The sequence below is a fragment of the Sphaerisporangium sp. B11E5 genome (assembly GCF_039871875.1).
GTDB lineage: Bacteria > Actinomycetota > Actinomycetes > Streptosporangiales > Streptosporangiaceae > Sphaerisporangium.
Map to the genome: position 1 here is coordinate 246,277 of NZ_JBDPMD010000007.1, position 12,550 is coordinate 258,826.

The window sequence follows — 12,550 nt, forward strand, 5'->3', positions numbered from 1 at the left end:
GCTCCGCCGACCGCATGTGACGGCCATCTGTGGTATGCACGGTGTGATGACGAATTCTTCCCGAGGTGTGCTGGCCGCGTCGTTCGTGGCGGGCAAGGCGGCCCTACCCGCCGCCAAACGGTTCACGCACGAGGTGCTCACCGCGTGGGCCGCCACGTCGATCCTCGCGGACGCCGAGCGGCTCACAGGAGAATTCGTATCAGAAGTAGGCGATGTCCCGTTTGAGATTGTATGGGACCATCAGGGGGATACCGTCCAGATCGAGGTCCGGCAGAGGGCGGACGACGACCGCGCCCCCGCCGCGCCCGCCACCCCCGTGGCCACGTGGGGCATCACCTTCACCGGCACGCAGCGCACCACCTGGGCCCGGCTCGAGCTGCCGGAACCCCTGCCGCTCCCCGGGGACGACGACCGGGACGACGAGCCCACCGTCCGCGGCCCCGGCTGGCTCGGCTACCTCGCCGACGCCAGCGACCTGCTGGCCGGCACCCTCGACCCCGACATGGTCCCCGCGCTGATCGCGCAGATCGTGGTGCCGCGCCTCGCCACCTGGTGCGCCGTCTACACCGCCGACGCCGGCGGGGGCGGGGACCAGAGCCTCGCCTATCTCTGGCACGCCGACGAGTCCAAGATCGACACCCTCCGCGAGCAGCTCGCCGCCGCGGCGATCCCCTCGGCCGACGATCTGCGGCCCCGGCCGATCTCCCTGGCCGCCTGGCAGTCGCTCGCCTTCCCGCTGGTGGCCAAGGGCCGCAGCCTCGGCGTCATGTGCCTCGGCAGGGGCGGCCGCTTCCCCGACGACATCGCCCAGCTCGCCGAGGACCTCGCGCGCCGGGCGGCGCTCGCCATGGACAACGCCCGCCTGTACGCCCAGCAGGCCGACGCCAACCGCGCCCTGCAGCGCAGCCTGCTGCCGCCTGGCGTCCCCGCGGTCACCCCGGGCCTCGACTACTCGGTGGTGTACGAGCCCGCGGGCGAGACCAACGAGGTCGGCGGCGACTTCTACGACCTGTTCGCCACCCGTGACGGCACGTGGCGGTTCGCCATCGGCGACGTCTGCGGCACCGGCCCGGAGGCCGCCGCGGTCACCGGCCTGGCCCGTCACACGCTGCGGCTGCTCGCCCGCGAGGAGTACGACGTGGCGGCGGTCGTCTCCCGGCTCAACCGGGCGATCCTGGAGGAGGGGGAGCGTGCCCGGTTCCTCACCCTGCTGCACGGCGAGATCACCCGCACCGACGCCGGCCTGGAGCTGTCCCTGATCTCCGCCGGGCACCCCGAGGCGCTGCGGCTGCGGCCGACGGGCGTGGTGGACGCCGTGGTGACCGCGCAGTCGCTGCTCGGCGTCTTCCCCGAGGCCGAGTTCGAGGCCGAGAAGGTGTTCCTCGCGCCGGGCGACGTGCTGCTCGGCGTGACCGACGGCGTCACCGAGCGCCGGTCGGGCTCGCGGCTGCTGGACGACGAGGGCGGCCTCGGCAAGCTGCTCGCCGAGTGCGTCGACCTGTCGGCCCGCGCGGTCGCCGAGCGCATCCACCGCGCCGTCCAGGACTTCGCGATCGAGCCGAGCGCCGACGACCTCGCGATCCTCGTGCTGCGGGCCGAGTGGCCGGACCCTGCCGTCCCGTGACCCTGTGAGCCCGTGATCCCGGTCAGGACCGGCGGGGCACTTCCTTGTCCAGGCCGGTGTGCTTGCGGGCGAAGTCGATCTGGATGGTCATCTGCTTGATCCGCTCCTCGATGACCAGGGTGCCGTGCCCGGCGTTGTAGCGGTAGACGTCGAAGTCGTGCTTGCGCTCCTTCAACCCCGCGAGGTACTGCTCGATCTGGCCGATCGGCGAACGCGGGTCGTTCTCGCCGGCCAGCACGAGCAGCGGCGCCTCAAGCGCGTCCAGGTAGGTGATCGGGGAGGAGCCGGCGTACCGGTCGGGCATCTCCTGCGGCGAGCCGCCGAACAGCGCCCGGTGGTAGGCGCGCAGGCCCTCGGTCTCGTCGCGGTACGTGGCGGCGTGGTCGGCGATCGGGACCGCGGCGATGCCCGCCGCCCACGCCTTCGGCATGGTGCCGAGGCCGAGCAGCGTCAGGTAGCCGCCCCACGAGGCGCCCGCGAGGATCAGACGCTCGGGGTCGGCCCCGCCCTGGTCGACGGCCCAGTCGCGCACCGCCGCCACGTCGGCCAGCTCGATGTGGCCGACGTCGCCGCGCAGCGCGTCCCGCCACGCCGAGCCGTACCCGGTGGAGCCGCGGTAGTTGACCCGCACCACGGTGAACCCGGCGTCCACCCACGCCGCGACGTTCGGCAGGAAGGAGTCGTCGTCCTGGGCGGCCGGGCCGCCGTGCAGCAGGAACACCGTGGGGTTGGGGTTCGCGGCGGTCTCCGGCCGCGACACCAGGGCGTGGATGCGCCCGCCGGGGCCCTCCACGAACACGTCCTCCAGCGGGACCGACGGCGGCGCGGACGGCCCTGACTGGTTCATCACCACGTGGCCGCCGCTCGACCTGATCACCGGCGGGTGGGCGGCGCTGGACCAGGAGTACTCGACGACGCCGTCCGGGCGGGGCAGCGCGTCGTGGATGACGCCGTGCGGCGTCTTGATCGGCGTCAGGTCGCCGCCCCCGAGGTCGTAACGGAACAACTCGGTCCGTGCCCGGTTGTTGTGGCCGATCAGCAGGGCCCGCCCGTCGTGGTACCAGTCCGCGGTGATCTCACCGGGCACCCGCAGCCAGATCTCGCGCTGCTCGCCGGTCATCGGGTCCCAGATCAGCGGCTCGCGGCGGCCGCGGCGCTCGTGCAGGGCCAGGATGCGCCGGTCGGTGAGGGACGGCGCGAAGCGTACGCCGGAGAAGCCCTTGCCGGGACCGTCGTGCAGGTCGGCGACCACCCGGCCGTCCGGTCGCAGCACGCGCAGGGCCGGGTGGCGCGAGTCGCCGTGCTCGCTGTGGCTGACCGCGATCAGCGAGCCGTCCAGGGACACGCCGGCGACCTGCGCGAACTCCCGGGACTCGTAGATGACGGCCGGCTTCTCCCCGCAGTCCTTGGCCAGCAGCACCTGGAACCCGTGGCGGCTGCTGCGCCCCACCGCGGCCGTGCCGGTGGCGGCCAGGGCGAGCCCCGTCGGGTGGCCGGGGGCCAGATCGGGGTGGGCGGGCCTCTCGTCGCCGCCCGCGAACGGCTGGCGCATCCAGATGCCGTACTCGTCGCCGTAGGTGTCGGCGAACCACCAGATCCACTGCCCGGTGGGGTCGATCGCCGCGTGCGAGGTGCCCCGGGGACGGCTGGTGACCTGGCGGGTGGAGCCGACCGAACGGTCCCAGGCGTGGATCTCCCACGTGCCGGAGCTGTTGCATCGATACACGGCCCTGGCGGGTGCCAGCCGTGCCCAGATGGGCAGCGTCATACGTGCCGCTCGGAACCTGGCCTGCCAGCGTTCCTCGGCCTTCATGGGGGTGCCCCTCCCTCACGCTCTCCCGGTCGGGATCGGCGGGTTGCCGTTAAGTATGTCGCTTCTAAACAGAAGATGGCCTACAAAGTCGGGGAAAATCTCACTTCTTGGCGTTCAGGTGATCTTACGGAACATGGAGATCCTGCACGACACATTCACGGCGAGGACGCCGGGCAGCCGCGCTATCTCGATCTTCCGTGCCACCGGGTCAGTGTGCCAGGCGCTCGGTCCCATGCCCACGGCGGCCTCCACGTCTTCATGGCCCAGCATGATCTCGTACTCCTCGATCATGTGCCCGGCCTCGGCGAAACGGCCGGCGAGGGTCTCGCCGAGGCGCCGCTCCTTGTCCTCGCCGACCGACAGCAGGCCCAGCTCGCCGACCAGGGGCTCCAGATGGCGGGAGGTGGGGGTCACGACGGCCAGCGTGCCGCCGGGGGCCAGCACCCGGGCGAACTCCGGGCCGTTGCGGGGGGCGAAGACGTTGAGCAGCACCCCGGCTCTGCCGTCCTTCACCGGCAGCGGGCGCCACACGTCGGCCACCACGGCGCCGATGCGGGGATGGGCCCGGGCCGCCCGCTTCAGGGCGTGCTTGGAGATGTCCAGGGCGATGCCCACCGCGTCAGGCCCGAGCGCGGCGGCCAGGTAGTGCCCGGTCCCGGCGCCCGCGTCCAGCACGACGCCCGCCGTCCCGGCCACCTCACGCAGGCGCTCGGCCACCGGGGCGAAGTGCCCCGCCCCGAGGAACCGTGCCCGCGCCTCCACCATGGCCGGGGTGTCCGCCGTGCCGGCCGGCGCCGACCCGGTGCGCAGGCTCACGTACCCCTGCCGGGCGACGTCGAAGCCGTGGCCGTTCGCGCACCGCGCCGTCCCTCCGGACAGGACGAGATCTCCCCGGCACACCGGGCAGGCGAGATGCTCGATGACGTCGGCCAGCATGCCCCAATCATCCCGGACCCCGGGAACGGCTCCGGCCCCGGCCACGCCCGGACATGCGTGACCGGGGCCGGACCGGGCTCAGGCCGGGACCGAGGCGACCCCGGGGGCGAGGAAGGGGCGGCCGTTGACGGCGGTGGAGACGCCGGTGCGGTCCAGGTACGGGGTGATGCCGCCGGTGTGGAACGGCCAGCCGGCGCCGAGGATGAGGCACAGGTCGATGTCCTCGGGGGCGGCGACCACACCCTCGTCGAGCATCAGCCGCACCTCCTCGGCCAGCGCACGCAGCGCCCGCTCCCGCACCTCGTCGGCGTCCGGCCCTGTGCCCTCCCCCGCGAAGATCTCCCGCGCCTCGGGGTCGATGCTCAGGTCCGGGGCGTACACCCCGGGCTTGCCCGCCTTCACCAGCTCGGCGAGGTTCCCCGACACCCGGAACCGGGACGGGAACGCCTCGTGCAGCGTCTCGGCGACGTGCAGGGCGATGGCGGGCCCGACGAGCTGGAGCAGGGTGAACGGCGACATGGGCAGCCCGAGCCGGTCCAGCGCGTGGTCGGCGACCTCGATGGGCGTGCCCTCGTCCACCGCGCCGATCACCTCGCCCATGAGGCGGACGAGCAGCCGGTTCACCACGAACGCCGGGGCGTCCTTCACCAGCACGCTCGACTTGCGCAGCGCCTTGCCGACCGCGAACGCGGTGGCCAGCGTGGCGTCGTCGGTGCGCTCGCCCCGCACGATCTCCAGCAGGGGCAGCACCGCCACCGGGTTGAAGAAGTGGAGCCCGACGACCCGCTCGGGGTGCCGCAGGTCGGCCGCCATCGCCGTGATCGGCAGCGAGGAGGTGTTGGTGGCGAGCACGCACTCGGGCCCGACGACGTCCTCGACCTCGGCGAACACCTGCTTCTTGACCTTGAGGTCCTCGAACACCGCCTCGATCACGAGGTCCGCCCCCGCGAAGGCGTCCTTGGTCAGCGACCCGGTTACGAGGCCCTTGAGCCGGTTGGCCTTGTCGGCGTCGATCCTGCCCTTGGCGAGCAGCTTGCCGATCTCGTCGTGGACGTACGCCACGCCCTTGTCCAGCCGCGTCCTGTCCAGGTCGGTCAGCACGACCGGGACCTCCAGGCGGCGGGCGAACAGCAGGGCGAGCTGGGAGGCCATCAGGCCCGCCCCGACCACGCCGACCTTGGTGACCGGCCGGGCCAGGGCCTTGTCCGGAGCGCCCGCGGGCCGCTTGGCTCTCCGCTGCACGAGGTCGAAGGAGTACAGCCCGGCGCGCAGCTCGTCGCCCATCAGCAGATCGGCCAGCACGCGGGTCTCGGCCGCGAAGCCCTCGTCCCTGCTCGCCGTGCGGGCCAGCTCCACGAGCTCCAGGGCCCGGTACGGCGCGGGTGAGGCGCCGCGCACCTTGAGGTCGAGGGCGCCGCGTGCCGCGTCCACGGCGGCCTGCCAGGCGCCGGCGTCCGACGTGAACGGCGGGCGGGCGACGGCCGCCTCACCGGTCAGCACGCGGGCCGCCCAGCGCAGCGACTCCTCCAGGAAGTCGGCGGCGTCGAAGATCGCGTCGGCCACGCCGAGCCGGTACGCCTCCCTGCCGTCGATCATCCGGTTCTGCGCGAGCGGGTTGTCGATCATCAGCTTGATGGCGTTGGTGGGGCCGATCAGCCGCGGCAGCAGTTGCGTGCCGCCCCAGCCGGGCACCAGGCCGAGGAAGCACTCGGGCAGCGCGACCGCCGTGACGCCCGCCGAGATCGTGCGGTAGTTGCAGTGGAGGGCGATCTCCAGCCCGCCGCCCATCGCCGCGCCGTTGACGAACGCGAACGTCGGCAGCTCCATCTCGCCGAGGCGCCGGAACACCTCGTGCCCGAGCCTGCCGAGCTCCTCGGCCTGTTCCCGGGCGCGCACCAGCGCCGCGCCCTTGAGGTCGGCGCCGACGGCGAAGATGAACGGCTTGCCGGTGACGCCGACCGCGGCGAGGTCGGTGCGCTCCTCGACGGCGTCCAGCGCGGCGCCGAGCTCGGTCAGGCCGCGCGGCCCGAAGGTGCTGGGCTTGGTGTGGTCGAAGCCGTTGTCCAGCGTGATCAGCGCCATCGTGCCGGCGCCGCCGGGCAGCTTCACGTCGCGCACCAGCGCGTGGGTGACGACCTCGTCGTCGAAGATCTCGGTGATGCCGCTCACTTGGCGCCCTCCCAGGCGAGGTTCTCCCAGACGACCGTGCCGCCCATGCCCATGCCGACGCACATCGTGGTCAGGCCGTACCGCACGTCCGGCCGCTCGCCGAACTCGCGGGCGAGCTGCGTCATCAGGCGCACGCCCGAGGAGGCAAGCGGGTGGCCGAACGCGATGGCCCCGCCGTACGGGTTGATCCTCGGGTCGTCGTCGGCGATGCCGAAGTGGGACAGGAAGGCGAGCACCTGCACGGCGAACGCCTCGTTGATCTCCACCAGGCCGATGTCGTCGACGGACAGCCCGGCGAGGCGCAGCGCCCGCTCGGTGGACGGGATCGGCCCGACGCCCATGACCTCGGGGTCCACCCCGGCGAAGGCGTAGGAGACCAGCCGCATCTTCGCGGTCAGGCCGAGCTCCTCGGCGACGTCCGCCGCGGCGACCACGCAGCCGGTGGCGCCGTCGTTCAGGCCCGCCGCGTTGCCCGCCGTGACCCGGCCGTGCGGGCGGAAGGGCGTCTTGAGTGCGGCGAGGCCCTCCATGGTGGTGCCGGGGCGCGGCGGCTCGTCCTCGGTGGCGAGGCCCCAGCCGAGGGCGCCGGTGCGGATCGCCATGGGCACCAGGTCGGGCTGGATCTTGTTGTTGGCGTACGCCTTGGCGACCTTCTCCTGCGAGGCGACGGCGAAGGCGTCGGCGCGCTCCTTGGTGATCTCGGGGTAGCGGTCGTGCAGGTTCTCCGCCGTCATGCCCATGACCAGCGCGGAACCGTCCACCAGCTTCTCGGACAGGAACCGGGGGTTCGGGTCCACGCCCTCGCCCATCGGGTGACGCCCCATGTGCTCCACACCGCCCGCGATGGCGACGTCGTAGGCGCCGAACGCGATGCCGCCCGCGACCGAGGTGACCGCGGTCATCGCACCCGCGCACATGCGGTCGATCGCGTAGCCGGGCACCGACTTCGGCAGGCCGGCGAGCACGGCGGCGGAGCGGCCGATGGTGAGGCCCTGGTCGCCGATCTGGGTGGTGGCGGCGACGGCGACCTCGTCCACCCGGTCCGGCGGCAGGCCGGGGTTGCGGCGCATGAGTTCACGGATGACGCGCACCACCAGGTCGTCGGCGCGTGTCTCGGCGTACAGGCCCTTCGGCCCGGACCTGCCGAACGGTGTGCGCACGCCGTCGACGAACACGACGTCACGAGACGTTGGCACGGGCTGGCTCCTCGCTGTTGAGCGGCTTCACGGCTAGATGCTACTCGCGGGTAACATCATGCCACGCCGCTGCTCGGAGGCGTACCCGGCGGCCGGTCAGGCGATGCCGCGCAACACGGTGCGGGCGAGACCCGCCGTGAAGTCGTCCAGGGGCCGTTCGTGCACCTCAGGGCCCATGAAGTGGCCGAGGAACGCGCGCTGGTAACAGGCGCCGAGCAGCAGCGCGGCGGCGGACTCCACGTCGGCGTCCTCATGGAAAGCGCCACGTGACCGCATGGTGCGCAGCAGATCGGTGAGGAACTTCAGCGGCTTGTGCGGCCCGGCGTCGATCTTGCGCAGCCCTTCGCGGTGGCGTTCGAGCAGGGCCGGCTCGGCGAACAGCGACGAGCCGACGGGCATGGTGGCCTCGTAGAACCGCGTGGCCGCCTCCGCGATCTCGGTGAGGCACTCCAGCGGGGTGCGGTCGCCGGAGTCCTCCGACATGCGGGCGAGCAGCGCGGTGAACGGAGGCATGCGCTCCAGCAGCACCGTGACGAACAGCTCCTCCTTGCCGGAGAAGTGGCGGTAGAGGGCGGCCTCCGAACAGCCCGCGGCCCTGGCGATCTCCTTGGTCGTGACCCGCGCCAGCCCGAGCGTCCGCATGAGTTCGACGGCGGCGTCCAGGATGCGGCCCCGGGTGAGGGCGCCACTGCGCTCGTGAGGCATCGTGCGGATTCTGCCTTTCACCGGACGGAACTTTGAGACGCGCCAGAAGTACCTCCATCCTAGGATGTAAGTGAGTACTCACCAACCATGGGGAGACGACGTATGAAAATCACCGTCTTCGGCGGCACCGGCCGCACGGGCCAGCACATCGTCCGCCAGGCCCTGGACGCCGGCCACGAGGTCGCCGCGGTCGTCCGCGACCCGGCCCGGCTCCCGATCAGCCACTCGGCCCTGGAAGTCATCACCGCCGACCTCACCGCCCCCGCCCCTCTCCGCCCCGCCCTGACCGGCCGCGAAGCCGTGATCTCCGCCATCGGCCCCCGCACCCGCAAAGACGTAGGCGTGACCTCCAACGCCACCCGCGTCATCCTCCGCGCCATGGACCAGACCGACATCCGCCGCATAGTCCTCCTCAGCGCCGTCCCCGTAGGCCCCATCCCCGAAGGCGAAAACCCGATCTTCCGCGTGATCCTCTACCCACTCCTCCGCCGCCTCCTCCGCGACGCCTACGCCGACCTGGCCGCCATGGAAGAAGAAGCCCGCCGCAGCACCACCGAATGGACCGTCATCCGCCCACCCCGCCTCACCGACAAGCCCCTGACCGAGCGCTACCGCCGAGAAATAGGCGGCAACGTCCCAAGAGGCCACTTCCTCTCAAGAGCCGACCTGGCCCACGCCATGCTCGCCGCCCTGGATGACCCCGCCACCGTCAAACAACCCGTAGGTGTCGCCTACTGACCGACCCCACCTCGCCGAGGCGCGGGCCACCCTTCGCGCAGCCCGCGCCTTCCCCCCGAGCCGCAGAGATCACATTTCCTCCTGCCGGCCGCGTCGTGCCCCTCGTGACTCGGCCACGCCCCTCGAAATGGTGCCTTCGGCGCGCTTTTTCTGAGGGCGACCCTCGCCGCACCCACTACCCGCCGTCGCGCGACGAGCGTGGGGCCTGAAGAACACTCCGGCCGGTGTTGTGTTGATGCTTGCGGTGTCCTTCGAAACGGTGCCTTCGGCGCGGATTTTTCTTGGCGCGACCTCACCGACCTGTCGCCGCCGCACGCGGTGGGAGGCGGCGCCCTCATGTCGGTGTGCAGGGCACCTGGAACCACAGCGTCCGGCCTTCCTCACGCTCGACGACGGCCCAATGCTGTGAGATCGCGTCCACCAGCATCAGTCCGCGCCCGCCCTCGTCGAGCAGGCCGCCGCGCACGTGGGGAATCGTCGTACCACCCGCGTCGGCCACGTCGATATGGATGAGGTCGTTGCAGTCGATGAGCGTGAGGGTCACCCGGCCGCCGTCCCTGGAATTCGAATGGATCACCGCGTTCGTGATCGTCTCCGAGACCAGGAGCACCACTGCGTCCAGCGCCGGATGATTCGCGCCGAGGGCCTGCTTGACGAAATCCCGTGCTGTACGTGCTGATTCGGGAGCGCCGACTAGATGGATTACGCCGAGAACATTACCCTTTGCCCCATTATTGTGATGGGGCAAAGTGGGCTTAGGTTGTGTCAACAGATCTCACCTCCGCTGTGCGGATCAGGAACCCGTGGGCACCGCTAACGCCTGTGGGGCCCCGCCTTTCCACCGTCGCACTCATCCCACAGCTCCATACGCATGCGCCGACAGTGCGGATAGGGGAAACTGAGGGAAAGACGCGTGTCCCGTCGTTTCCCCGAGGAGCATGCGATGAGTGACGTCCCGGCCTGGGCCGCGCGGCTTCGTGCCGGTCGGCGCGACAGGCTGTGGTCGCAACGGGAAATGGCCAAGCGACTCGCCGACGCTGCCGACGAGCACACTCGCACACGCCTTCCTGAACGAGACTCGATGACCCGTATGATCAAATATTGGGAGTCGGGCAAGCATCGGCCTAAAGACCCCTACCCAGTGCTCTACTGCAGAGTGTTTGGTATGGATGAAGATGAACTGTTCAGTGATGAAGTGGCTTCGCCTCGCCGTCCACCCGCTGACGTTCTCAAGCAGTTGCTTCGCAAGGGAAACCCTCTGGTGCAGAACGGGAACCGCAGAGGTCGTCGTATCGGCACGGAGACCCTGACCGATCTGTCGGCGCGAGTCCACGGCTTGCGGCTCGCCGACGACGTGCTCGCCGGACGAGACCTGATCCAGCCCGCGTTTCGCGAACTCCAAGCGGCCGTACGGATGTATCGCCAATCGGTTTACACCGAAGACGTCAGCCGAGGTTTGCTGGTGGCGATCGGGGAGTTCGCCCAGATCGCCGGATGGGTCGCCAGCGACGCAGGACATCTCGGTCAAGCGGCAGAGACCTATCGGCTGGGCATAAGTGCGGCACATAACGCCGGAGATGCGAATCTTTCAGCGAACCTCATCGGATCGCTCGCATACCAGGTGGCCAACTCCGGCGACCCGAGTGAAGGCGTGGCACTCGCTCACACGGCACTGGACGCGGCGGGACCACATGCGTCCCCTCGGGCACGCGCGTTGTGCTGGGATCGTCTGGCCTGGGCATACGCACGCGCGGGAGAAGCGCAAGCGACGATGCGCGCGCTCGCCGAAGCGGACGAGGCACTCGCCGGCCACAACGAGGAAGCCGAACCGGAGTATCTGTACTGGGTGGACGACGGTGAACTCCAGATCATGAAGGCGCGTGCGTACACCGAGTTACGACGGCCGTTGCGCGCCGTCCCGATACTGACCGACGTACTCGGCCGTTACGACGCCACCCACACCCGCGAACTGGCCCTGTACCTGTCCTGGCTCGCCGTCGCGTTGGCTGATGCCAACGAACCGGAAGAAGCGGTACTAGCAGCCAGGCGGATGCTCGGCCTGTCCGCGGAGGTGGCCAGCGATCGGACCGCCCACCGCACACGGGTCGTCCTCAACCGGCTCGAGCCCTACCGCGACGTACCGCAGGTACGCGAACTCATGACCGACTATCGCCGGCATGCCTGATCGAGCCGGTGTCGAGATCGGCGATGATCTAGTCTGGGCGGGTATGCCGATCCGTGGGGGTTCCATGTCGTACGCGCCCAGGCTGGTGGACGGGGTGGAGGTCACGCCGCTGCTGGATGCGGTGGGGCCGTTGGGTGGGGGGTTGCGGCGGCCGTTGACTGAGTTGTTTCCCGGTGGGGCGGCGGAGGATTGGGCTGTGGCCGGGGACGGGGAGTGGGTGTTGCACTTCCGGTGTTATCTGCTGCGGGATCGGCATGGGCGGGTCGTGCTGGTGGACGCGGGGATCGGTGGGGTCGATTCTCCGGCTTCCACCTGGGCGCCTGTGCCGGGTGGGCTGGTGGCCGAGCTGGCGGGGCATGGGGTCATGCCTGGTGACATCGACACCGTTGTGCTCACGCATCTGCACAGTGATCACGCGAGTGGGACGATCGCCGAAGGGGTGCCCGTTTTCCCGAATGCTCGGCATGTCATTCAGCGGGCTGAGATCGACTGGATCGAGAACGGTGGGCCCAACCCGACCTTGGAGCGGGTCGTGCGGCCGCTCACCATGCTGATCGACGCGGTGGACGGCGAGGCAGGCGTCATGCCGGGGGTGCGGGTGGTGGCGGCGCCGGGGCACACGCCGGGGCATCAGGTGGTCGAGGTGGGGGACGTCACGCTGACCGGGGACCTGGTGGTCCATCCGGTGCAGGTGGTCAACCCGGGGGTCTTCTACGCCAACGACGAGGACCCGGAGCGGGCGGTTGCCAGCAGGCGGGCCGTGCTGGACGGCGTCCGTGCCAAGGGCGGATCCATCGGCACCTCTCACTTCGCTGAGCCTTTCACTGAGCTGGCGTGACAGGTGCCGCAGGGGTGCCCCGCTTGTGGGGTGTCTGATACGTCGGCCTCCGGCCTGTGACGAAGACGGCTCACGGATCTTTTGTCGGTTCTTCCACTTGGGTGGACAGTCGCCCTACCTCCGCAGGCATCACGCAGACGGGGGGCGGGGGTGTGGGGGCAGCGCCCCTGCCTTGGGGTTCGGGGCGGGAGCCCCGAAAAGAACAGTCCGAGCGGAGCGAGGGCCATGGTCGTCCGGGGTGCGCTTTGCGGCGCCCTCCGGTGTCACCTTCCCCTCGTAGGTGACGCCGGAGGGTGCCGGCCCCCGTTGTGGAGTTGTGGGCCCCGGGAGGACGTCGGTGTCCGTC

At 70.7% G+C, this 12,550-nt stretch carries 10 protein-coding genes; 4 read left to right on the forward strand and 6 right to left on the reverse strand.

The window, feature by feature from the left end; genetic code table 11:
- Nucleotides 1-46 precede the first annotated feature (46 nt).
- Entirely contained in the window at nt 47-1,624 is a 1,578-nt protein-coding gene (locus ABGB17_RS10210) for a SpoIIE family protein phosphatase (protein ID WP_347627792.1), read from the forward strand.
- Between the two features lie 22 nt (nt 1,625-1,646).
- Here ABGB17_RS10210 and ABGB17_RS10215 read toward each other — a convergent pair whose 3' ends face one another.
- From ABGB17_RS10215 to ABGB17_RS10235, 5 genes are all read right to left on the reverse strand, one after another.
- Nucleotides 1,647-3,437 (reverse strand): prolyl oligopeptidase family serine peptidase, encoded by a 1,791-nt coding sequence (locus tag ABGB17_RS10215; RefSeq protein ID WP_347627794.1) that lies wholly within the window; start codon nt 3,435-3,437, stop codon nt 1,647-1,649.
- 114 nt (nt 3,438-3,551) lie between these two features.
- Nucleotides 3,552-4,373, reverse strand: a complete 822-nt coding sequence (locus tag ABGB17_RS10220; protein ID WP_347627796.1) for a putative RNA methyltransferase — start codon at nt 4,371-4,373, stop codon at nt 3,552-3,554.
- A 78-nt stretch (nt 4,374-4,451) separates the two neighbouring features.
- Nucleotides 4,452-6,542, reverse strand: a complete 2,091-nt coding sequence (locus ABGB17_RS10225; RefSeq protein WP_347627798.1) for a 3-hydroxyacyl-CoA dehydrogenase NAD-binding domain-containing protein — start codon at nt 6,540-6,542, stop codon at nt 4,452-4,454.
- Nucleotides 6,539-7,738, reverse strand: a complete 1,200-nt coding sequence (locus ABGB17_RS10230; protein WP_347627800.1) for a thiolase family protein — start codon at nt 7,736-7,738, stop codon at nt 6,539-6,541. The genes ABGB17_RS10225 and ABGB17_RS10230 overlap by 4 nt, the downstream gene beginning before the upstream one ends.
- 96 nt (nt 7,739-7,834) lie before the next feature.
- Nucleotides 7,835-8,443 (reverse strand): helix-turn-helix domain-containing protein, encoded by a 609-nt coding sequence (locus ABGB17_RS10235; RefSeq protein WP_347627802.1) that lies wholly within the window; start codon nt 8,441-8,443, stop codon nt 7,835-7,837.
- Nucleotides 8,444-8,545: 102 nt separating this feature from the next.
- Here ABGB17_RS10235 and ABGB17_RS10240 point away from each other — a divergent pair, with 102 nt between their 5' ends.
- Nucleotides 8,546-9,181, forward strand: coding sequence for an NAD(P)H-binding protein (locus ABGB17_RS10240; RefSeq protein WP_347627804.1), 636 nt, complete (start codon nt 8,546-8,548; stop codon nt 9,179-9,181).
- Nucleotides 9,182-9,515: 334 nt separating this feature from the next.
- Here ABGB17_RS10240 and ABGB17_RS10245 read toward each other — a convergent pair whose 3' ends face one another.
- Nucleotides 9,516-9,950 (reverse strand): ATP-binding protein, encoded by a 435-nt coding sequence (locus tag ABGB17_RS10245; RefSeq protein ID WP_347627806.1) that lies wholly within the window; start codon nt 9,948-9,950, stop codon nt 9,516-9,518.
- A gap of 174 nt (nt 9,951-10,124) precedes the next feature.
- On the opposite strand from ABGB17_RS10245, the gene ABGB17_RS10250 reads away from it, so the two are divergent.
- Together ABGB17_RS10250 and ABGB17_RS10255 are read left to right on the forward strand one after the other, a co-directional pair.
- A complete protein-coding gene (locus ABGB17_RS10250; protein ID WP_347627808.1) occupies nt 10,125-11,366 on the forward strand; it encodes a transcriptional regulator in 1,242 nt (413 codons plus the stop codon).
- Nucleotides 11,367-11,460: 94 nt separating this feature from the next.
- The gene (locus ABGB17_RS10255; RefSeq protein WP_347627810.1) at nt 11,461-12,204 is read left to right on the forward strand and encodes an MBL fold metallo-hydrolase; all 744 of its coding nucleotides are present in this window, start codon (nt 11,461-11,463) and stop codon (nt 12,202-12,204) included.
- Nucleotides 12,205-12,550: the final 346 nt, after the last annotated feature.

Coding starts and splice junctions, on each gene's coding strand:
- ABGB17_RS10250 (WP_347627808.1), top strand. CDS start 10,125: ATGAGTGACGTCCCGGCCTGGGCCGCGCGGCTTCGTGCCGGTCGGCGC.
- ABGB17_RS10210 (WP_347627792.1), top strand. CDS start 47: ATGACGAATTCTTCCCGAGGTGTGCTGGCCGCGTCGTTCGTGGCGGGC.
- ABGB17_RS10220 (WP_347627796.1), bottom strand. CDS start 4,373: ATGCTGGCCGACGTCATCGAGCATCTCGCCTGCCCGGTGTGCCGGGGA.
- ABGB17_RS10240 (WP_347627804.1), top strand. CDS start 8,546: ATGAAAATCACCGTCTTCGGCGGCACCGGCCGCACGGGCCAGCACATC.
- ABGB17_RS10215 (WP_347627794.1), bottom strand. CDS start 3,437: ATGAAGGCCGAGGAACGCTGGCAGGCCAGGTTCCGAGCGGCACGTATG.
- ABGB17_RS10235 (WP_347627802.1), bottom strand. CDS start 8,443: ATGCCTCACGAGCGCAGTGGCGCCCTCACCCGGGGCCGCATCCTGGAC.